Source organism: Hymenobacter aranciens (assembly GCF_030580865.1).
GTDB classification, from domain to species: domain Bacteria; phylum Bacteroidota; class Bacteroidia; order Cytophagales; family Hymenobacteraceae; genus Hymenobacter; species Hymenobacter aranciens.
On the sequence record NZ_JAUQSY010000015.1, the window covers coordinates 136,572 to 156,100 of the forward strand.

At 61.8% G+C, this 19,529-nt stretch carries 16 protein-coding genes and 1 pseudogene; 5 read left to right on the forward strand and 12 right to left on the reverse strand.

Annotation, left to right across the window (positions count from 1 at the left end):
* Positions 1–26 precede the first annotated feature (26 nt).
* From Q5H93_RS19710 to Q5H93_RS19720, 3 genes are read right to left on the reverse strand one after another with little or no spacing between them, the layout of a single operon-like run.
* Positions 27–632 carry a DUF433 domain-containing protein gene (locus Q5H93_RS19710; protein ID WP_305008379.1) on the reverse strand — a complete coding sequence of 202 codons (606 nt, stop codon included), beginning with the start codon at positions 630–632 and terminating at the stop codon, positions 27–29.
* A 10-nt stretch (positions 633–642) separates the two neighbouring features.
* The gene (locus Q5H93_RS19715; RefSeq protein WP_305008380.1) at positions 643–873 is read right to left on the reverse strand and encodes a DUF433 domain-containing protein; all 231 of its coding nucleotides are present in this window, start codon (positions 871–873) and stop codon (positions 643–645) included.
* A gap of 17 nt (positions 874–890) precedes the next feature.
* Positions 891–1,700: a ParA family protein gene (locus tag Q5H93_RS19720; RefSeq protein WP_305008381.1), complete on the reverse strand. Its 810-nt coding sequence runs from the start codon at positions 1,698–1,700 to the stop codon at positions 891–893.
* 132 nt (positions 1,701–1,832) lie between these two features.
* On the opposite strand from Q5H93_RS19720, the gene Q5H93_RS19725 reads away from it, so the two are divergent.
* Positions 1,833–3,527: an ABC transporter substrate-binding protein gene (locus tag Q5H93_RS19725; RefSeq protein WP_305008382.1), complete on the forward strand. Its 1,695-nt coding sequence runs from the start codon at positions 1,833–1,835 to the stop codon at positions 3,525–3,527.
* Here Q5H93_RS19725 and Q5H93_RS19730 read toward each other — a convergent pair.
* The 3 genes from Q5H93_RS19730 to pyrG all read right to left on the reverse strand — a co-directional run bounded on the left by Q5H93_RS19730 (position 3,524) and on the right by pyrG (position 8,041).
* On the reverse strand, positions 3,524–4,018 hold the full coding sequence (locus Q5H93_RS19730; RefSeq protein WP_305008383.1) for a DUF6438 domain-containing protein: 495 nt from the start codon (positions 4,016–4,018) through the stop codon (positions 3,524–3,526). The genes Q5H93_RS19725 and Q5H93_RS19730 overlap by 4 nt on opposite strands.
* A gap of 107 nt (positions 4,019–4,125) precedes the next feature.
* The gene (gene yidC / locus Q5H93_RS19735; RefSeq protein WP_305008384.1) at positions 4,126–5,907 is read right to left on the reverse strand and encodes a membrane protein insertase YidC; all 1,782 of its coding nucleotides are present in this window, start codon (positions 5,905–5,907) and stop codon (positions 4,126–4,128) included.
* Positions 5,908–6,394: 487 nt separating this feature from the next.
* Complete coding sequence (pyrG, locus tag Q5H93_RS19740; RefSeq protein WP_305008385.1) at positions 6,395–8,041, reverse strand: CTP synthase; 1,647 nt, start codon at positions 8,039–8,041, stop codon at positions 6,395–6,397.
* A 342-nt stretch (positions 8,042–8,383) separates the two neighbouring features.
* Here pyrG and Q5H93_RS19745 point away from each other — a divergent pair, with 342 nt between their 5' ends.
* Both Q5H93_RS19745 and Q5H93_RS19750 read left to right on the forward strand, forming a co-directional pair.
* Positions 8,384–9,997, forward strand: a complete 1,614-nt coding sequence (locus tag Q5H93_RS19745; protein WP_305008386.1) for a Na+/H+ antiporter — start codon at positions 8,384–8,386, stop codon at positions 9,995–9,997.
* 15 nt (positions 9,998–10,012) lie between these two features.
* Positions 10,013–10,417: a hypothetical protein gene (locus Q5H93_RS19750; RefSeq protein ID WP_305008387.1), complete on the forward strand. Its 405-nt coding sequence runs from the start codon at positions 10,013–10,015 to the stop codon at positions 10,415–10,417.
* A 277-nt stretch (positions 10,418–10,694) separates the two neighbouring features.
* On the opposite strand, the gene Q5H93_RS19755 is transcribed toward Q5H93_RS19750, so the two are convergent.
* The 6 genes and pseudogenes from Q5H93_RS19755 to Q5H93_RS19780 all read right to left on the reverse strand — a co-directional run bounded on the left by Q5H93_RS19755 (position 10,695) and on the right by Q5H93_RS19780 (position 16,896).
* Positions 10,695–11,114 (reverse strand): hypothetical protein, encoded by a 420-nt coding sequence (locus tag Q5H93_RS19755; RefSeq protein WP_305008388.1) that lies wholly within the window; start codon positions 11,112–11,114, stop codon positions 10,695–10,697.
* A gap of 103 nt (positions 11,115–11,217) precedes the next feature.
* Positions 11,218–11,817 carry a helix-turn-helix domain-containing protein gene (locus tag Q5H93_RS19760; protein ID WP_305008389.1) on the reverse strand — a complete coding sequence of 200 codons (600 nt, stop codon included), beginning with the start codon at positions 11,815–11,817 and terminating at the stop codon, positions 11,218–11,220.
* Positions 11,818–11,913: 96 nt separating this feature from the next.
* Positions 11,914–12,498, reverse strand: coding sequence for a hypothetical protein (locus Q5H93_RS19765; RefSeq protein ID WP_305008390.1), 585 nt, complete (start codon positions 12,496–12,498; stop codon positions 11,914–11,916).
* Positions 12,482–13,099, reverse strand: coding sequence for an AAA family ATPase (locus tag Q5H93_RS24300; protein ID WP_305008391.1), 618 nt, complete (start codon positions 13,097–13,099; stop codon positions 12,482–12,484). Before Q5H93_RS24300 ends, Q5H93_RS19765 begins: the two co-directional genes overlap by 17 nt.
* A gap of 381 nt (positions 13,100–13,480) precedes the next feature.
* Positions 13,481–13,561 (reverse strand): annotated as a pseudogene (locus Q5H93_RS24305) (hypothetical protein); the annotation flags it as partial.
* Positions 13,562–13,731: 170 nt separating this feature from the next.
* Positions 13,732–16,896, reverse strand: coding sequence for an NIDO-like domain-containing protein (locus tag Q5H93_RS19780; protein ID WP_305008393.1), 3,165 nt, complete (start codon positions 16,894–16,896; stop codon positions 13,732–13,734).
* A gap of 405 nt (positions 16,897–17,301) precedes the next feature.
* Here Q5H93_RS19780 and Q5H93_RS19785 point away from each other — a divergent pair, with 405 nt between their 5' ends.
* A complete protein-coding gene (locus Q5H93_RS19785) occupies positions 17,302–18,723 on the forward strand; it encodes a D-alanyl-D-alanine carboxypeptidase/D-alanyl-D-alanine-endopeptidase (RefSeq protein WP_305008394.1) in 1,422 nt (473 codons plus the stop codon).
* A 372-nt stretch (positions 18,724–19,095) separates the two neighbouring features.
* Positions 19,096–19,449: a hypothetical protein gene (locus tag Q5H93_RS19790; RefSeq protein ID WP_305008395.1), complete on the forward strand. Its 354-nt coding sequence runs from the start codon at positions 19,096–19,098 to the stop codon at positions 19,447–19,449.
* The last annotated feature ends 80 nt before the right edge of the window (positions 19,450–19,529 follow it).

Here is a 19,529-nt window from a genome sequence, read left to right on the forward strand (position 1 = left end):
AGGGCAAGCTACGAAGTTCATCGAACTTACCACCCAGCGGGCCGAATGTGTTTCTCGCGGTCAGAAGCGTATTGCAAGCAGGCCCGAATCATTTGCTTCGTAAGCCCGGGGAAAGTACTGATAGCGCTATCGAAGCTTAAAGAGCCGGCTAAGTGGTCCAGCACATCAATAACACTTATTGAAGTGCCAATCAGGCAGGCGTAACCTAAGCGAACTTTCGGATGGATGCTGATTAGCGGATGGTCTGGCAAGCGCCCTTCCTCCTGATAGCGCAGCCGCTCAGAAAGGTCTGGGTTAAAGATTGCAGCGTAGTCTTTTACCACCGCAATCTGCTTATTGTCGTCTCTAAAACCGGCCACTTCACCTGTTATTATACTATCGAGTGCCGGATAATCGTCGGGGAAAATAATCCCCGGGAAGCCAAAATCTAGAATTTCTAATAGTAATGAAAAACCTAAACCAGCATCGAAAAAGACCCCGAAAGGAGCTTGAATAAATACCCGGCCAGAAACTGGTGTGCCGGGACTTACTTGCTGTTTCAGTCCTTCCCAACGAATTGCTCTCTCAGCCGACGTTTCGGAAGAAGGGCCATTAAAAGGTACATCGTCTGAAAATCTCCAGTTTAAGGGCATAGCAGTTTCATCAGGCCACTAACTGCGTGTGGCGCTGCCGGTCAGCCGCATACCGCAGGCACGCGAGAATCTGTTCCTCGCTCAATTCAGGAAAATCCTCGATGATGTCGGCAAACGACATCCTGTTGCCCAACCAGCCCAGCACATCCTCCACGGCAATGCGGGTGCCGATAAGACACACCCGCCCGAACCGAATTTCGGGGTCAATGCCAATCAGAGGGTGAGCTGATGAGGTGAGCATAAGCATAAGAGAAAAAGTTACGCTGCCTCGCCCTCAGCCGCTTCCTCCGGCCGCATCTCCACCGTGTTTTTCTCCACGATTTCACGGGCCAGGTTGAGGTAGCTCAGCGAGCCTTTGCTCTCGGCATCGTGCAGGATGGCCGGGATGCCGAAGCTCGGCGACTCGCTCAGCTTCACGTTGCGCGGGATGATGGTATCGAAGGCCAGCTGCTGGAAGTGCATGCGTACTTCTTCCACTACCTGGTTGCTCAGGCGCAGGCGCACGTCGTACATCGTCAGGAGGATACCCTCGATTTCCAGCTCCGTGTTGAGGCGGCTCTGGATGATTTTGATGGTGTTGAGCAGCTTGCCGAGGCCTTCGAGGGCGAAGTACTCGCACTGCACCGGGATGATGACCGAGTGTGCCGCCGTAAGGGCGTTGACGGTGATGAGGCCCAGCGAAGGGGAGCAGTCGATGATGATGAAATCGTACTGGTCGATGAGCGGGCGCAGCACCTCCTTCATCTTTTCCTCGCGGTTGGGCAGGTTTATCATTTCCACCTCGGCGCCCACCAGGTCGATGTGGGAGGGCATGAGGTCGAGGTGGGGCAGCACGTTGGTGGGCAGAATAATATCCTGGGCATTGATGCCGTCCACCATGCTCTCGTAGATGCTGTTCTGGATATCCTTGGGGTCGTAGCCCACGCCCGAGGTGGCATTGGCCTGGGGGTCGGCGTCCACGAGCAGGGTCCGGTAGTCGAGCGCCGCCAGCGAAGCCGCAAGGTTAATAGCCGTGGTCGTTTTGCCGACGCCGCCTTTTTGGTTAGCTACCGCGATAATTTTTCCCATGGGTCTGATATGTCTTAACTTATGGTTGCTGGGGCCGGGTGAAGAAGAAACAGCTGATGGGCAGAAAACGCGGAACCAGAAACTTTTTGCCGTAGCATTGTACGTACAAAGATACATTCTTTCCCTGTTCGCATGGCCCCTTTTTTGGCTCGTTGGGCCCGGTATTTTCCTAAGCAGTTGGCCCCGTTGGCGCTGCCGCTGGCCCTGGCCGCCTGCCACGACGCCGCCCGCCCGGCCGCCGACGAGCGCCGCGTATTCCGCTACAATCAGCCCGAGGCCCTTACCTCGCTCGACCCCGCTTTTGCCCGCAACCAGGCCAATAGCTGGGCCGTGAGCCAGCTCTACAACGGCCTGCTGGAGCTCGACTCGACCCTGACGCCCGCGCCGGCCCTGGCCCGCCGCTACCAGATTTCGCCCGACGGTCTGACGTACACCTTCGTGCTGCGCCCCAACGTGCGCTTTCACCCCAGCGAAGCCTTCCCCGGCGGGCAGGGCCGCACCATTACGGCGGCCGATTTTGTGTACTCCTTTAAAAGACTGCTGGATAAACCCACGGCCAGCCCCGGCGGCTGGATTTTTCGGGGTAAAGTATTGGAAAACAAGGAAGGTGAAATCAGCGACACCTGCTTCGTGGCCGCCAACGACTCGACACTGCGCATTCACCTCAGGGAGCCGTTCATTCCCTTCCTGGGCATTCTGACGATGCCCTACGCCTTCGTGGTGCCGCATGAGGCAGTGGAAAAGTACGGCAAGGATTTTCGGGAGCATCCGGTGGGCACCGGGCCATTTCAATTCAAGCTCTGGGACGAAGGTAACGTGCTGCTCTACCACCGCAACCCCGGCTACTGGCGGCGCGATGAGAAAGGCCGGCCCTTGCCGTATCTGGATGCTGTGGCCATCAGCTTCATTGTGGACCGCAAAACGGAGTTTCTCACGTTCTTGCAGGGCAAGCTGGATTTTCTGTCGGGCATTCGCGAAGGCTCCCGCGACCTCGTGATGAACACTGACGGCACCATTCGCGCCGACTTCCAGGGCCGCTTCGTGGTGCAGAAAGCGCCTTATTTGAACACCGAATACCTCGGCATTCAGCTCGACTCAGCCAACCTCAGCGGTGAGCAGGCCGTGCAGGGCCGCGCCCTGCGCGACGTGCGAGTGCGCCAGGCGCTGCAATATGCTTTAAATAAGCCCGAGCTGCTGGCCTACGTCCTCAACCACGTAGGTAAGCCGGGTACCTCGGGGTTCGTGCCGGACGCGCTGCCGTCGTTTTCCGAAAAGGAAGTGCCGGGTTATTCTTACCAGCCGCAGAAGGCGCGGCAGCTGCTACGTGAGGCAGGTTACGAGCCGGGCCGGCCGTTGCGCCTGCGTCTGAGTACGGTGGCGGAACGTAAGGCTATCAGCGAGTACCTGCAGAAAAACTGGGCCGATGCGGGCATTCAGGTACAGATTGATATCAACCAGTCGGCCACGCAGCAGGAGCTGGTGAGCGGCGGCCGGGCCGCCTTTTTCGCCGGCAGCTGGCTGGGGGATTACCCCGATGCTGAAAACTACCTGTCCCTGTTCTATAGCCCCAATTTCAGCCCGGCCGGGCCGGATAAAACGCACTTCAAAAGCGCGGCCTACGATAAGCTGTACGATGCAGCGCGGCGCGAGATTGATTTGGCGAAGCGGACAGCTTTGTATCAGGCCATGGACCGGATTGTGGTGGCCGAAAGCCCCGTGATTCCGCTCTATTACGACCAGGTGGTGCGGCTGACGCAGAACAATGTACGCGGGTTGAAGGCGAATCCGATGAACCAGCTGCTGCTGGAGCGGGTGCGCAAGGATTAGCGGTCAGACGCCAGCCCGACCAGCGGGTCGAACTGCCCGCGCAGGTAGTTGATGTAACCCATCAGCTCATCCGGCGCTTCTTCTTCCACTACTACGGTCTTGAGCTGTCCATTAGGCTGCTGCACGGCTACGATGGTGCTGGGAAGGTCGGTGGTGTAGTGCGAGTACTTGTCTTTCAGCTGGTCGAAGTGGATTTCCTTGGCCTGGCGCTGCATCTCGGCTACGGCAGCGGCCGAGAGGCGAAATTCCTTGTCGCCGGTCACGGGCACGTCGCGGTAGCCGGAGTAGGCCACGCGGCCATCGGCAAATACCTGGGCCTTGTAGGCCGGGCAGCGGCCGAAGCAGGAGGTGCGCTCGAAGGTGAGCACCGGAGTGGCGGTCTTGGCCTCGGCGGCGGCTTTTTCGGCTTTCTTGGTGTTGGCCTTTTGGGCGCAGGCGGGCACGGTGAGGGCTAGCGTGAGGGCCAGCAGCGGATGCAGGAGGAGGCGCATGGAAGAGAAGTGTTGGGAGGCGAAAGGTAGGAAAACGAAAACGGCCACCCGAAAACCATGCCAGTGGGTTTCGGGTGGCCGCTTCACGGCCAGCATACTTCGCGGGCTTATTTTTTCTTCGCCTGGGCTTCTTTTTCCTGCGCCGCCTTCATCGCCTCGGCGATGCGGGCCTGGAAGCCGCCGGGCTTCTTATCCTTGTTCTTCACCTTGTTGGCTTCGAGCTGGGCGCGGATTTTGGTTTCATCCACGAAGCTGCGGGTGAGGGCCTGCTGGGCGAAGGTGATGACGTTCGACACGAAGTAGTACCAGGTGAGGCCCGAGGCGAAGCTGTTGAGCACAAACAGGAAGATGATGGGCATCAGGTAGCTGTAGAACTTCATCGGGCCCTGCATGGCGGTGTTCATCTGGTTGCTCTGCCAGGTCATCACCAGCGTCGAGGCTGTCATGAGCAGCGTGAACAGCGACACGTGGTCGCCGTACCATTTCACGTAGAAGGGCAGCTTAATGAACACGTCGTAGCTGCTCAAGTCTTTGGCCCAGAGGAATGACTGCTGGCGCAGCTCAATAGCATTCGGGAAGAACTGGAACATCGCGAACAGAATCGGGATGGTGAGCAGCGTGGGTACGCAGCCACTTAAGGGGCTGACTCCAAATTCCTGGTACAGCTTCATGGTTTCCTGCTGCACTTTCACCTGGTCGTCGCCGTGCTTTTCCTTGAGCTGGTCGAGCTCCGGCTTCAGCACTTTCATGCGGGCCTGGCTTTCGTAGGTTTTGTACGTCAGCGGCCAGGTAACCAGCTTGATGAGCAATACCAGCAGCGCGATGATGATGCCGTAGGACGAGATAAAGCCTTCCAGCAGGTGGAACACCGGCAGCACTACGAAGCGGTTCATCCAGCGGAACAAGCCCCAGCCGAGGTACACGTTGCGGTCGAATTCGGGCGCTACTTCCTTGAGCAAATTGAAGGAGTTGGGGCCGAAGAAGTAGCGGTAGTTGCCCCCGGCGGCGCTGGTCACGTCGGCCACCGGCAGCTGCACCAGCGAGCCCATACGCTTGATGTACTTGGCCGAGTCGGCCATGTCGGCCGCCGCGTTCAGGGTGCCGCCGCTGAAGGGCTGGCTGTCGGCGATGAAGCCGGCCACGAAGAAGTCGTGCTTGTGGGCCACCCAGCGGGTGGGCTCGCTCAGGGTCGTGACTTCGGGGTTTTCGCTGGCTTCGGCCAGGGCGTCGTTTTTGCCGCTGGCGTAGCTGAAGTTGATGGTCGAGTGGTTGCGGTTTTGCTTGGCATCCTGCTCGGTCTGGCGTACCTGGTCGTTGAAGGTGAACGTGAGCGGCTCCTGGGCCACGCGGCCGGCGAGGCCGTTCAGCTTCAGGTTGTATTTCAGCTCGTAGCTGTCCTGGGGCAAGGTGTACGTCTGTACTACCTGGCCGCCCGCTACGGGCGCCGTGAAGGTCAGCTGCGAGCCGCCGGCCAGTTCGCTGGCGGTGAAATTCAAATCTGAAAACTTCACCGTCTTCCCATCAATGGTGCGGAAGCGGGTATCGAGCCGGGCGCTCTGAGCGTCGAGCAAGTCCAGGGGCTGGCCGAAGAAGGTCTTGTACTTGTTCAGCCGCACGGCCGTGATGCGGCCGCCGCGGGTCGAGAAATTAACCGTCAGGTTGGCGTTTTTCAGCTGAATATCATCGCGCACCGGGCCGGCGGCCGAGTCGAGCGGCGCTTCAGTAGCGAAGCCGGGGGCGGGAGCTGGAGCGGCGGGCGTTTTGGCGGCTTCGGTGGCGGCGGGCTGTTTGCCGGTGACTTTCTCGTCCTTCTTCGGGCTGAAGAAGAACAAATACACGATGAGCAAGGCCGCAATTAGAAAAAGGCCGGTTGCTTGGTTTCTGTCCATTACTTGTTAGGGTTGCGAAAGGGCAAAGGTACGGTAGGAGCGGGGCTGCGCGGTAAAGCTATTTTCGGCCGCCCGTTCGGCTATGACGAATAGCTCGCTCATTTATTTGATACCAAAGTGTAGCTTTGCTGTATCGTGCGGTAGTCTCCCGCCGACCACGCTCCTTTTTTCAGCTTCGGCTGAAAAAGGCGAAGCCCGTGGTTGGCGCCACGGGCTTCGAAGTGGGTGATTCTTTCTCCCCATAATCTTAGAAACCATGGAGAAAAAACCAAACGACGACGGTGATTACGTAGTAATCACTGTCAGGCTCCCGGTCAGGCTGCTGATGCAGCTTGGGCGGTGGTTATTGATTGCAGCCAGCACGTACGTGCTGCTACATAAGTAACCTAAGCCGGCAGGGCAGGTCCGATGACCTGTCCTGCTTGGGAGTTTAACTACTGCTGCTCAGCAGAAGTTGCACAAATATGCAACATTCTGCGCAAACGCGCTACCCCTTCCGGTGCTGAATGGCCGCCCGCACAAAGCGCGAAAACAGCGGGTGCGGCGTCTCCACGGTGCTCTTGAGTTCGGGGTGAAACTGCCCGGCCACGAACCAAGGGTGATTCGGCAGCTCAATCACCTCTACCAGCCCGGTATCGGGGTTGGTGCCGGAGGCTACGAGGCCAGCGGCCTCGAACTGCTCCAGGTACTGGTTATTAAACTCGTAGCGGTGGCGGTGGCGCTCGCTGATGTGGTTACGGCCGTAGGCTTTGGCCGCGCGCGAGCCGCGCTTGAGGTCGCAGGCGTAGGCGCCGAGGCGCATGGTGCCGCCTTTCTGGGTGATGTTTTTCTGCTCCTCCATCATGGCGATGACGGGGTTGGGCGTCAGGGCGTCCATCTCGGTCGAGTTGGCGTCCTGCAAAGCCAGCACGTGGCGGGCAAACTCCACCACGGCCACCTGCATGCCCAGGCAGATGCCGAAGAAGGGAATGTTGTTTTCCCGCACGTAGCGCACGGCGTTGATTTTGCCCTCGAAGCCACGCTCGCCGAAGCCGGGAGCCACCAGCACGCCATCGACGCCGTGCAGCAGCTCGGCCACGTTGCCGGGCGTAATATGCTCGCTCTGAATGCTGCGCAGAGTCACTTTGCACTCGTTGGCGGCGCCGGCGTGCACGAAGGCTTCGTTAATGGACTTGTAGGCGTCGGGCAGCTCCACATACTTGCCGACCAGGGCGATGGTCACTTCCTCGGTGGGGTTTTTGAGCTTGCCGAGGAAGTCTTTCCAGGCTTCGAGGTCGGGGTTGGTGGCGCCGCCGGTCAGTTTCAGGCGCTTGATAACGCGCTCATCCAGGCCTTCTTTGCGCATGAGCAGCGGCACCGAGTAGATGCTGTCGGCGTCGAGGCTTTCGATGACGGAGTTGATTTTAACGTTGCAGAACAGCGCAATTTTGCGGCGCATCTCCATCGGGATGGGGTGCTCGGAGCGGCACACCAGGATGTCGGGCTGCAGGCCGGCCTCGCGCAAGTCGCGCACCGAGTGCTGCGTGGGCTTGGTTTTGAGCTCGCCGGCTGCTTTCAGATAGGGCAGCAGCGTGAGGTGAATGACCAGCGAATCAGAGTCGGCCAGCTCCCAGCGGAGCTGGCGCACGGCCTCCACGAAGGGCAGGCTCTCGATGTCGCCGATGCAGCCGCCGATTTCGGTGATGACCACGTCGAACTGGCCGTTCTGGCCCAGCAGCAGCATGCGGCGCTTGATTTCGTCGGTGATGTGGGGCACGACCTGCACCGTTTTGCCGAGAAAGGCCCCTTCGCGCTCGCGGCGGATGACGGTGTCGTAGATGCGGCCCGTGGTGACGTTGTTGGCCTGCGAGGTGGGCGTGTTCAGGAACCGCTCGTAGTGGCCCAGGTCGAGGTCGGTTTCGGCCCCGTCGTCAGTCACATAGCACTCGCCGTGCTCGTAGGGGTTGAGGGTGCCGGGGTCGATGTTGATGTAAGGGTCGAACTTCTGAATGGTGACCCGGAAACCTCTGGCCTGCAAAAGCTTGGCCAGCGAGGCGGAAATAATTCCTTTACCGAGTGAAGAAGTGACGCCGCCGGTGACGAAGATATACTTCGCGGCCGACGCGCTGGGGGAGGGGGTGGAGCGTTCGGGCATGACGGGAGTCAAAGTTACGGTGCCCAGAATTGGAATGGGAAAAAATCTGTGCCGGGGAGGGCGAAAACTCCCCTCCTTGGAAAGGAGGGGATGTGAGGCGCGAAGAGCGCCGAACGGGGGTGGTTCGCCCGGTCGCGCCGTCAGGTGCCGCTAGGGTTGGTAAATATTTACGGGTGGCCGTTCTTTGCCGGGCCAAGCTGCGCCGTGCCGCTGGTTCTTTACCGCCCCTAACGGCGCGGACGGCCTAACCACCCCCGTTCGCGCCTCTTCGGCGCTCACATCCCCTCCTTGGCAGGAGGGGAGTTTTCGCCCTGCCTGCCCCAAACACTCTCCGCCCTCGCTATGCTCCACGAAAGCCTTCTGCTCATTATCGTTCTGCTCTTTGCCGTGCTGCTGCTGGTGATGCTGGCGCAGAAGCTGCGCGTGTCGTACCCCATCTTTCTGGTGCTGGGGGGGCTGGGGCTGGGCTTTATTCCCAAGCAGGCGCCGCTGTTTATCGACCCGAATTTGATTTTTCTGATTTTCCTGCCGCCGCTGCTGTATGAGGCGGCCTGGTACACCTCGTGGCACGAGTTCTGGAAGTGGAAGCGGGCCATTGGGCTGCTGGCGTTTGGGCTGGTGTTTTTCACTTCGACTATCGTGGCTTACGTGTCGAAGGCGTTGATTCCGGGGTTTACGCTCGGGCTGGGTTTTTTGCTGGGGGGCATCATTTCGCCGCCCGATGCGGTGGCGGCTACCTCGGTGCTGAAGGGCATTCGGGTGCCCAAGCGGATTACGGCCATTCTGGAGGGGGAGAGTTTGATTAACGACGCCTCGTCGCTGATTGTGTTTCGGTTTGCGCTGGCGGCGGTGGTGTCGGGCAGTTTTGTGTGGCAGCAGGCGGCCACCAGCTTTTTGCTGGCCAGCGGCATGGGCATTGTGATTGGGGTGGCCATCGGGTTTGGGTTTTATCTTATTCATAAGCACCTGCCCACCACGCCCAGCATCAACACGGCGCTCACGCTGATGGCGCCCTACGTGATGTACCTCGTGGCCGAGGAATTCCACTTTTCGGGGGTGCTGGCGGTGGTGAGCGGGGGCTTGTTTATGTCGTACCACTCGCACCAGGTGTTCGATGCTAATACCCGCATTCAGTCGAACAGCGTGTGGGCCAGCATTGGGTTTATCTTTAACGGGCTGGTGTTTATTCTCATCGGGCTGCAGCTGCCGCAGGCGGTGGCGGGGCTGCGGGGGCACTATTCCTTGCAGGAGGCCATTACCTACGGTCTCATCATTAGCGGGCTCGTGATTGCCATCCGGCTGCTGTGGATGTACCCGGCCACGTTTCTGCCGCGCTGGTGGAGTTACAACGTGCGCGCCACCGAGCGCAACCCCGGCTGGCAGGGGCCGCTGGTGATTGGCTGGGCCGGCATGCGCGGGGTGGTGTCGCTGGCCTCGGCGCTATCAGTGCCGCTGCTGCTGGAGAATGGCCAGCCCTTCCCGATGCGCAGCCTCATTCTGTTCATCACCTTCATCGTGATTCTCGTCACGCTGGTGTTTCAGGGGCTCACGCTGCCCTGGCTGATTCGCTTCACCAAGGTGGGCGAGAACGACGACGCCACGCCCCTGGCCGAGCAGGAGGCGGGTATCCGTCTGCACATCCGCCGGGCCGCCGTGGCCCACCTGAAACAGCAGTACGCCCCCGACATGGCCGCCAACGAGCTGGTGGCCCGCCTGCACCAGCGCATGAGCACCGAGGTGGAGCTCACCACCCGCACCCTCGACAACATCGAGGAAAGCGACGCGCAGCGCGAGGCCCTGCGCCGCTACCACGAGGTGCTGCTCGACGTGCTCGGCGTGCAGCGCGAGGAGCTGCAGGGCCTGCGCCGCCGCAACCAGTTCGAGGACGAGGTGCTGCGGCAGCAGGAGGCCCAATTGGATTTGGACGAGGCCAAGGTGCGGCACATTGAACACTAAGCTAACCGACCTGCCATGACGCCTGCCACCCGTGCGTTTCTCTTCCTGGGGGCGCTATTCGTCGCCATCCCGGTCACCATTGTCCTGGCCGGCATGGGCATTGAACTCTATTGCCAGCTCACGGGCACGGTGTGGGAAGAAAGCGCCAGCAAGAGCGATGCCTTTGAGCGGGCCGAAGCCATTCTCATCGAGAAGCTGCAGCGCACGGATACCATCTCGTTTCACCGCATGGGCCACCGGGTGCGCGAAGACAGCACGGGCCACTTCGTGGTGGAGGGCTTGTTTATGCGCATGCCGCAGGTCCGGCACGGCTACGAGCCCGTGCCCTACCTGGTGGAGCTGCAGTACCGGGGCCCCGCCACCGCCGACCCCGCCAACTGGACCCTGCTAGGGCTGACCATCGACGGGGTGAGCCGGTAGCCCGGCTGGCCCGGCTGGCGCGCGTTTAGCGCCGCAGGCGCGTAACTCGGGCCGAACATTCGGGCGAGGCTGCGCCTCGCAGCAGAACGTTCCTTTTGCGCGGGCGGGGGCGGCTCAGCCTCCCATGATAGTCGGCCCGAGTTACGCGCCTGCGGCGCTAAACGCGCGCCAGCCCCCCCCAAAAAAACGCCCCCGGCCAGGGGCCGGGGGCATTCCAGATGTAGTGGGGGAAAAAGGCTGTTTGGTCTAGTAACTAATAGCTAATCGATAAGTAAAATCAGGCCGATAGGGTGTCTTTGTGGGCCGTCACGTCGTCGATAGCCCCTTGCAGCACCTCCAGCTGCTTATCGGTCTGGTCGTCGTTTACTTCGCCGAGGTAGGCGGCGGGGCCGGTGGCGGCGGGGTCGCTGAGCTGCAGCTTTTCGCGGCGGGCTTTGGCGTCGATGAGCGAGCGTTTGGCGGCGTTGAGCTCGGTGGCGGAGATGTCGGTGCGGGCCACGTCGGCGGTGTAGCGCACGACGTCGGCCTCGGCCTTGGCGAGCTTCTTGGCGTTGGTGCTGGCCGTGTAGGCCGCCGCGTTGTCGGCGTAGGTGTCGTTGTACTCGCTACGGTCGTAGGAAGCCTTTTCGCGGGTGAGACTGGCCAGGGCCTCGTCGCACTCAGCGCGGGTTTTGAGAAGATTTACGTTGGCTGGCATAAGGGTAAAAAGTGAAAAAGGGTTGAAAAAAAAAGTTGACGGCCAAATATAGACGCAATTTTTAAAATAACTCCTTTTTACCCGATTTTATTTTGGGCGCCAACTAGCTGGCCAGCACAGTAGCCAGGGCGGCGGCCTCGGCTTCCAGCGCCTGGGCCCTTGCATAGCCGAGGTGCCACTCGGCCAGCTGCCCGGCATCCAGGGCCAGGGGCACCGTGGCCAGCCAGGCATGCACGTAGCGCAGGCGTGCCGCCTCGGCGGTGGTGGCCTCGGGCGGGGCGGGCGGCAGGTCGGCCAGTAGCGCGGGCATGGCCTGGGCCCAGCGGGCGGCCACGGCGGCCTGGGCGGGCAGGTGGCGCAGCCGCCAGCGCAGGGTGCGGGCTTCGTGCAGGCAGGCGGCGCGGCGGCGCTCCAGCAGGCCGGCCTCAACGGGGCCGGGCGGGGGCGGGGGCAGCAGGCTGGCGGCCTCGGCCTGGGCCTCGGCCAGGTGCCGGGCGCTGGCCTCGGCGGCGGGGGGCAGGGCCAGCAGGAAGGGGCCCAGGCGCTCCCGCAGCGCGGGGCTGTAGCCCTGCTGCCCGGCTTCGAGGCGGCTGAGCTGGGCGCCGCTCAGGCCCAACAGGGCGGCTAGCTCGGCTTGGCTAAGGCCGTAGTGGCGGCGCACGCGGGCCAAGAGGGTATCGGAGTAGGCGGCGGGGCGGGGCATGGGCGTAGTAAGAATAAATGGGGGCGGGCAAAAATACTTACTAACCTCTAGTAAGTATTTTTGCCCGCCCCCATTTATTCTTACCACAACCTGCGTCTAAGTTGCTGAGATGACAAGCCGCCCCGTCCAGCCATCGTGGGGTTGCATAGTAGTAGTGCTGCGCAATATAAAATCCAGCCCTAGGGCGGCAAGGTCTGCGGTGAGGTCCAGAAACAGATTTTCTGCGGCGCTTTGCGGATTCTGGCGGCGGAATTTCTGGGCCGTATCAGTAGGAGCCACTGGCAGCGGGGGGCGTTCCAGAAACAGCACCACCTGAACAGGCAACCGCAGTCGCCGCCAGTTAACCACTAGCTGCAACTCGGTATCCTGCACGCGCACGGCGGCATAAAGGCCGCTGAGGGTGTTGAGCGCTTTTTGCAGCACCGTTTGGCGTAGTGCGGCCACGCGGTGCTCAGCCGGGGCGCTGCCAGTGCGGTAATCTTTGATTTCAATCAGGAGCAGCCGTTCGGTGGGTGCGGTGGCGTAAGCTACTACGTCTACGCCGCGCACATGCTGAACTTTGTGCTCAATGCGCTGGCGGTAGAAGCTGGCATTATCGGCCTGCGTGTCGCCGTCGTACTTCACCACTTCCCAGCCAGTAGGGAAATCCAGGCTGATGCCTTTCTCAACGGCGGTCGGCATCTTCCTTATCTAATACTTGCTGAAAACGGTCGGACTGCTCCAATTCGGCATCCAGAGCTACTATGTCGGGCAGCAGCTCCAGGTTGTCGGCCATGACCACGGTGGTCGCTTCGCCAGGTTGGGCACTCAGCCCGAAGTAGCGCACTGGCGTAGCCTCCTGCTGGGCCAGAATATGCAGCTCCTTCAGCAAAAACAGGCTGTGCGTAGCCAGAATAACCTGGAAGCCCGCCCGCGCCAGCTGGGCCAGCACGGCGGCCAGCTCGCGCAGCAGGGCGGGGTTGAGGTTGGCCTCCGGCTCGTCCCAAAACAGGGTGGTGTCGGGCGTGAGGGTGCCGTTGGCGAGCAGCTTGTAGAGGGTGGCAAACTTGCGCAGGCCCTCGGCCACGAGGTTCATCTCCATGCGCGGCTGGTTGGGCGCGGCCAGGTAGAAGTGGCCGCCTTCTTCCTCCACCTTGCCGCCGAGCAGATTTTGAAGGTGGGCGACGATGTCGGCCGGTTCGGGCTGGCGCAGGGGCGGGCCCATGAGCAGGCGCAGCAGGTCGGGGTAGGTCTGGTCAATGGGGATTTCGCGGCGGTCGTATAAGAACGAGAGCCAACCCATTGTCAATACTTCTTTAGCAGGAATGAAGACAGGGTCTGGAAAATTCTTATGCCCACCCGGAGGTAGTGGTTTAATACCAGATTCTATCGACTCGGTTTCTGTGATGGTGATGGAAGTATTTTCATGCCAGCCATCATGCACTGTGTCTGCAGAGATTTCAGCCTCGACTGTCTCAGGCTTACGACGAATAAGTACAGAGGGTAAGAATGGATTTGGTTGAAAAACGTTTCGCAGCTTATCGTCCAAAAACAAAGACTGTAAGCCTCTTCTTGTGAAACGTACTTCTAGCTCTTCCAGACTTCTTACTTTTTCTAGAAGATGATAGTCTAAGCTGTATCCCGCCTTCAGCACATGGCTTTTCCCCGTCCCATTGGCCCCCACAATCACATTCAGCCCCGAGCCAAAGGCAAATTCGGCATCTTCAAAGACGGTAAAATTGCGGAGGTGCAGGCGTTGGAGCATGGCGCGAAGCTACGGCGGGGCGGGTAAAAAAGCGGCCCCGTCCTTTACTGGACGGGGCCGCGCTGAACATAGGACGGGTGTAGTAAGAATAAATGGCCGGGGCCGAAAATACTTACTAGGGGGTAGTAAGTATTTTCGGCCCCGGCCATTTATTCTTACTAGCCGCTGATTTATTCTACCACCAGCTTTACCGTGCGGCCGGCGCACTGCACCACGTACACCCCGGCCGCCAGCCCGCTCAGCTCCAGCGGCTGCGCGGTGGCAAAGGAGCGTAGTAGGCGGCCGCTGAGGTCGCGGAGCTGGGCCGTCTCGCCGGCGGCATTCAGCAGTTGCACCTGGCTATGGGCGGGGTTGGGGTAGAGCTGCAGGGCGGCGGTTTCGCCGGCCGTGAGGGTGACGACCGCCGAGTAGCTGGCGGTGCCGTCGCGGTCTACCTGGCGCAGGCGGTAGTAGCTGGGGCGGCCGGGCAGCAGGGCGCGGGCGTCGAGGTGGCGGTAGGCGCGGGGCTGGGCGCTGGTGCCGGCCCCGGCAATGCGGGCCACGGTTTCGAAGGCGCGGCCGTCGCGGGAGCGTTCCAGCTCGAAGTGGTCGTTGTTGAGTTCCTGGGCCGTTTGCCAGCGTAGCTCGGCATCGAGGCCCTGGGCCTGGCCCACGAAGCTGACCAGGCGCACCGGCAGCGGGTTGATGGTGCCGGGCGAGAAGCCGTAAATCTGGGCGTTGGCCGGGCGGCCGCTCAGGGTGGTAGGGGCAGCGTCGTTGGCGGCCGTGGCAGTGGTGCTGGTGTTGTTCAGGGCAAGGAAATTGCCGGCGCCGGTGGCCGTGCCCGCAATGCCAATGGAGGCCGACTGCGAGGCCAGGGTCTGGGTGCCCGCCTCGGGGCGATACACAAACTCGATGCGGTTCGAGGTTTCGTAGAGCTTCACCTCAAACGAGAGCGTGGGAGCAGCGGCGCCTTTCTCCCACAGCGCGTTGTACCACTCCACCGTAAACACCCGGTAGGGCGCCGTGCCGGTGGTCTGGTAATACACGCTGCCCTGGGCCATGCTGAGGTCGTCCCAGAGCGGGGCCAGCAGCGGGCGCAGGCCGCCGGTGCTCAGGTTGTTGGTGGGGGTCGAGTTGGTGATGTTCTGGCCGAAGGTCAGCCAGCCGTTGGTCGATACCGACACCGTGGTGTGGTCGCCGGTGGCGTAATTAAACGAGAAGCCGATGGGCAGGCCGTTGTAGTAGCCGTCGTCGCTGGTGCCCCCGCTCAGCGGGATGCCGTTGGTGTAGGTGCTGTTGCTGGCCGTCAGGGCCATGTTGAGGCGGTAGAAAGTGTAGACTTGCCCGCTGGTGGGGCGGCCGGTCAGGTTGTTGGTGCTGGCGCTGGTGCTGGTGGTAGGGGTGGCGCTGGTGTTGGCCAGGCTCAGGAACGAGCCCGGCGCCAGGCTCAGGCCTACCGAGCCCGACGCCGAGGCGGGCGCCACGGCATCGCGGCGGTACACGTAGTCGAGGTGGCTGTCGGCCTCGTAGAGCTTCACCTGAAAGCTAACCACCGAGTTGGTCGCTGCCTTCGACCAGCGGGCGTTGGTCCACTCCACGGTAAATACCCGGTTGGGCGCCGTGCCGGTGGTCTGGTAATACACGTTGCCGCCCTGCATGCTCAAATCGTCCCAGAGCGGGGCCAGCAGCGGGCGCAGGGCGCCGGTAGTGGCGGCCAGGTCGTTAGTGGGCGCGTAGTCGGTGATGTCCTGGCCGAAGGTCAGCCAGCCGTTGGTACTGGCCGACACCGTGGTGTAGGTGCTGCCGGCATACTGGAAGCTGAAGCCCAGCGGCAGGCTGTTGTAGGCGCCCTCGTCCACGGTGCCGGTGCGGGTGGCGGTGGTGCTGCTGCCGTTGCCGGCCAGGCTGGTAAAGGTGCCCGCGCTGCTGGCAAATACCGTGGGCGCAAACGCATACACCTGCCCGGTGGCCGGCTTGGTGCTGATGGTGGCGGTTTCGGCGGTGTAGCTGCTGGTGGGCGCGGTGCCACTGCCGTTCAGCGACAGAAAGTTGCCGCTACCCGCGCCCAGGCTCAGGCCAATGCTGGCCGTGGGGTTGGTGAGGGTCCCCGCCTCCTGGCGGTAGCTGTATTCAATGCGGTTCGAGCCCTCGTAGAGCCGCACCTGGAACGAGATGGCCGGGTTGGAGGCCTGGTAGTTCCACTTGGCGTTGTACCACTCGGCCGTAAATACCCGGTTGGGGGCCGAGCCGCTGGTGAAGTAGTAAAAGGCGCCGCTGCCCATCGTCAGGTCGTCCCAGAGCGGGGCCAGCACCGGGTAGAGGCCGCCGTTGGCCCCGCCATCGAGGCCCTCGCCCCCGTCGAGGTCGTTGACGTAGCCATACTGCCCCACCGCGTTGGGGATGTTCTGCCCCAGCAGCAGCCAGCCGTTGGTGCTGGCCGAGAGGGTGGTATAGTTCAGGCCCCCCAGCTGAAACGAGAAGCCGATGGGCAGGCCGTTGTAGTAGCCATCGTCGTCGGTGCCGCCGCTCAGGGGCGTGTTGGGCTGCAACGAGCCGTAGGTGCCGCTGGTAGCGCCGGTGGTGTAGCTGGCCAGACTGGTGCTGGTCGAGTTGGGCGACGAAGGAGTGAAGGAGTAAAGCTGGCCCGTGGCCGGCTTGGTATCCAGAGTAGTCGTTTCGGCGGTGGTGCTGAAGGCGGGGGTAGCCCCCGTGCCATTCAGCGACACGAAGTTGCCCGCGCCTACGCCCGCCAGCCCGATGCTGGCGCTGGGCGCGTTAAGCGGGGCCGTGCCCTGGCGGTAAGCAAACTCAATGCGGTTCGAGCCCTCGTACAGCCGCAGCTGGGCCGACAGCGTGCCCAGTCCGGCCTGCGAGTTCTTGCCCCAGCGCACATTGTTCCACTCGGCCACAAACACGCGGTTGGGCGCCGAGCCCTGGGTGAGGTAGTAGAAGCCCCCGGCGTTCATCTCCAGGTCGTCCCAGAGCGGGGCCAGCACCGGCCGCACGGCGCCGGTGGCCAGGTTGTTGGCGGGGGCGGCGTCGCTTAGGTTCTGGCCCAGGGTCAGCCAGCCATTGGTGCTGGCCGCCGCCGTGGTGTAGTCCACCCCGGCGTAGCGAAAGGTGAAGCCCAGGGGCAGGTTGTTATAATAGCCCTCGTCGGTGCTGCCGATGAGCGTGGGCACGGCCCCGGTGCTGTTGGCCACGCTGTTGTAGGTGCGGGTAATCTTACCGAAATTATAGGTGCCCGGGTTTTGGTTCTGGGCTACTGCCGTTTGCGTGAGCAGCGCGCTGCTGAGAAAAAATAGTGCAAATAGTAGATGGTGAAAGCGTGAGCGACTGTACTGCTGTTGCATAGCAAGAAGAGGTAGATGAAGCTGTTGAAGGATACACAAAATTAACACTAATTAGCTGTGAATCGATGCTTTGGGTATAAGATAGGGTTGTATTATCAAAGGATGGCCGGGCGGGGCCGGCCGCGTGAAAACCGCGTTTAGGGAGGTTTTGACGGGTGGTAGTCAGCCGCATCGCGGCGAGGTTAGAATTGTACTATTCTCACGTGTGGGCCAAATTATTTATTTGCTAAGTCGGGCATTTTGCCTATTTGGGCGAGCGTATGGAGGGTTTCGTCGGAAGTGTCAGGGCCAATTATCAGGGCTGGGCCCAGCATGGTCAGGCTGGCTGCCTGCCAGCCTCTTGGTCATGATTTTACTCGCATGCGCCACCAACTGGGGGCTTTCTGCCGTAAGTTGCCCCCAGAAATGCCCAACCGACTCCACTCCGTTTTCCTCTGGCCGCTGCTGCTCGGCGCGGCCTTGCTATCTCGCTGCGCCCAGGGCCAGGCCCCGGCCGAAACCCCGCCCGCCCCCATCATCACGGCCGCCACGCCGCTGCCCTGGCTCGATTCGCTGCTCACGACTTCTCCCACGCTCAGCCGCCACGCCGTGGGCCTCAGCCTGGCTTATGCCGACAGCGCCCGGCCCTTCTTCGGCTACCACGAGCGGCAGTACTTCGTGCCCGCCAGCACCATGAAGCTGCTCAGCTTCTACACCGGCCTGCACTTGCTGCCCGACTCGCTGCCCAGCCTGCGCTACTTCTCGCGCAACGACACCCTGTTTTTCCAGGGCACCGGCGACCCCACCTTTCTGCACGGCGACGTGCCCTCACGCTGGGCCTACGACTTCCTGGCCCGCCGGCCCGAGAAATTACTCGTGTACAACGAGCTGCCCACCCCGCCCGCCTACGGCCCCAGCTGGGCCTGGGACGACTACAACTATTACTTCCAGCCCGAGCGCGGGGCCTTTCCCATCTACGGCCACACTGTGCGCTTCTACCACACCCCCGCCACGGCCCGCACCAAAGCCCACCCCGCTACCCCCGAGCGGCTGCGAGTGCTGCCCCGGGCCTTTGCCCCGCTGGCCTCGGCCGCCACGCCCGAAGTGCGCGCCGCCAACCCCGACCCCGACGCCCACGTGCGCCGCGTGCCCCTCGAAAACTTCTTCTACGTACTGCCTTCTAGCAAAAAGTGGGTCGATGAAACGCCCTTCCGCACCAGCCGCGCCCTGATGCTGCGCCTGCTCGGCGACACCCTGCGCCGCCGGGTGGTAGCCGGCGCCTGGCACCCGCGCCCGGGGCGCGACTCCATCCGCACCCTGCGCGGCCTGCCCGCCGACTCGCTCTATCGCCGCATGCTGCGCGTGAGCGACAACTTCCTGGCCGAGCAGCTGCTGCTCATGTGCAGCACCCGCGTGGGCTTCCGCGATTCGCTGAGCACCAGCCGCGTCATCCGGCAGGCCCAGAAGGACGTCCTCAACTTCCTGCCCGACCGCCCCGAGTGGGTCGATGGCTCGGGCCTTTCGCGCCTCAACCTGCTCACGCCCCGCGCCATGACCGCCCTGCTCTGCCGCCTGCACCAGGAAGTGCCCGAGCCGCGCCTGCTAAGCCTGCTGGCGGCCGGCGGCGGCCAGGGCACCCTGCGCAAGCGCTACACCGAGGCCGGCAAGCCCTGGGCCTGGGCCAAAACCGGCACCCTCACCCACGACCTCAACCTCTGCGGGTATATCCGCACCAAAAGCGGCCGCCTAGTAGCCTTCACCTTCTTCAACAACAACCACATCGGCACCAGCTACGCTACCCGCAACGAGGTGGAGCGCGTGCTGCGTCAGGTGCGCGACCGGCTGTAGCCCGCGTAGCACTTTGCCCGGCGTGAGCCAGTTAGCGCTGTGGCCCGGGCCTGCCGGCACCAGCGGCGGCCTGACCCGCTGGTGCCGGCAGGCCCGCTCGAACGCCGGATGCCGGGGAGTTGTGAGGAACATAGTAGCCAGGTGTAACTCGAAAGGATGCACTGAACTGGCAAAGTAATGGGTTTAAATACGCTCAATGCTGCTGGCAGCGGACCGATTCTGAGCGTTGTGCCGAGAGCGAAGAGCCGGGGATAAACTAATAAATTTACTTTGCTGTTATTTTTGTCAGTTTTTCAGAATGAAATAGATGCAAGAGTGCAGCGCGTAAGAGACTGAAGTTTTGCCACATTTGTAACAAAATTTCGCCAATCCATGAGTACACAACACCGAGGGGAGATAGTAGCCGAAGCCGTGCGCCGCAGCGGCATGAAACTTAGTCGCTTACACAAGGTGCTGGGCATTAGCCGGCCCACCCTCTACCGCCGCTTCGAAGACCCCAACCTGGAATTCGAATTCATCAAGCAGGTAGGGCGCGCCATCTACTACGATTTTGGGCAGGATTTCAAGGAGTTGTCCACTTCTGGCTTGGTGGCGGAACCCATCGCGGGCTATTCGCTCGAAACCGTGGAGGACTATAAGAATAAGCTGCTCCACGTTTACGGGCTCTACATCGAGATGGTGGAGAAATACAACGCTTTGCTGAGCGCACAGGGCTCGAAAAAGTAGGACTTCCGGCAAAAGCCAACCGTCTGCTCCAGCAAAAAGCCAGGCGCGGCCGACCCGCACAGGGAAGTCCTGTGCGGGTC

Bases quoted from the DNA above. Each gene is read 5' to 3' on its own strand.
- Q5H93_RS19710 (WP_305008379.1), bottom strand. From the start codon at position 632: ATGCCCTTAAACTGGAGATTTTCAGACGATGTACCTTTTAATGGCCCT.
- Q5H93_RS19715 (WP_305008380.1), bottom strand. From the start codon at position 873: ATGCTCACCTCATCAGCTCACCCTCTGATTGGCATTGACCCCGAAATT.
- Q5H93_RS19720 (WP_305008381.1), bottom strand. From the start codon at position 1,700: ATGGGAAAAATTATCGCGGTAGCTAACCAAAAAGGCGGCGTCGGCAAA.
- Q5H93_RS19725 (WP_305008382.1), top strand. From the start codon at position 1,833: ATGGCCCCTTTTTTGGCTCGTTGGGCCCGGTATTTTCCTAAGCAGTTG.
- Q5H93_RS19730 (WP_305008383.1), bottom strand. From the start codon at position 4,018: ATGCGCCTCCTCCTGCATCCGCTGCTGGCCCTCACGCTAGCCCTCACC.
- yidC (WP_305008384.1), bottom strand. From the start codon at position 5,907: ATGGACAGAAACCAAGCAACCGGCCTTTTTCTAATTGCGGCCTTGCTC.
- pyrG (WP_305008385.1), bottom strand. From the start codon at position 8,041: ATGCCCGAACGCTCCACCCCCTCCCCCAGCGCGTCGGCCGCGAAGTAT.
- Q5H93_RS19745 (WP_305008386.1), top strand. From the start codon at position 8,384: ATGCTCCACGAAAGCCTTCTGCTCATTATCGTTCTGCTCTTTGCCGTG.
- Q5H93_RS19750 (WP_305008387.1), top strand. From the start codon at position 10,013: ATGACGCCTGCCACCCGTGCGTTTCTCTTCCTGGGGGCGCTATTCGTC.
- Q5H93_RS19755 (WP_305008388.1), bottom strand. From the start codon at position 11,114: ATGCCAGCCAACGTAAATCTTCTCAAAACCCGCGCTGAGTGCGACGAG.
- Q5H93_RS19760 (WP_305008389.1), bottom strand. From the start codon at position 11,817: ATGCCCCGCCCCGCCGCCTACTCCGATACCCTCTTGGCCCGCGTGCGC.
- Q5H93_RS19765 (WP_305008390.1), bottom strand. From the start codon at position 12,498: ATGCCGACCGCCGTTGAGAAAGGCATCAGCCTGGATTTCCCTACTGGC.
- Q5H93_RS24300 (WP_305008391.1), bottom strand. From the start codon at position 13,099: ATGGGTTGGCTCTCGTTCTTATACGACCGCCGCGAAATCCCCATTGAC.
- Q5H93_RS19780 (WP_305008393.1), bottom strand. From the start codon at position 16,896: ATGCAACAGCAGTACAGTCGCTCACGCTTTCACCATCTACTATTTGCA.
- Q5H93_RS19785 (WP_305008394.1), top strand. From the start codon at position 17,302: ATGCCCAACCGACTCCACTCCGTTTTCCTCTGGCCGCTGCTGCTCGGC.
- Q5H93_RS19790 (WP_305008395.1), top strand. From the start codon at position 19,096: ATGAGTACACAACACCGAGGGGAGATAGTAGCCGAAGCCGTGCGCCGC.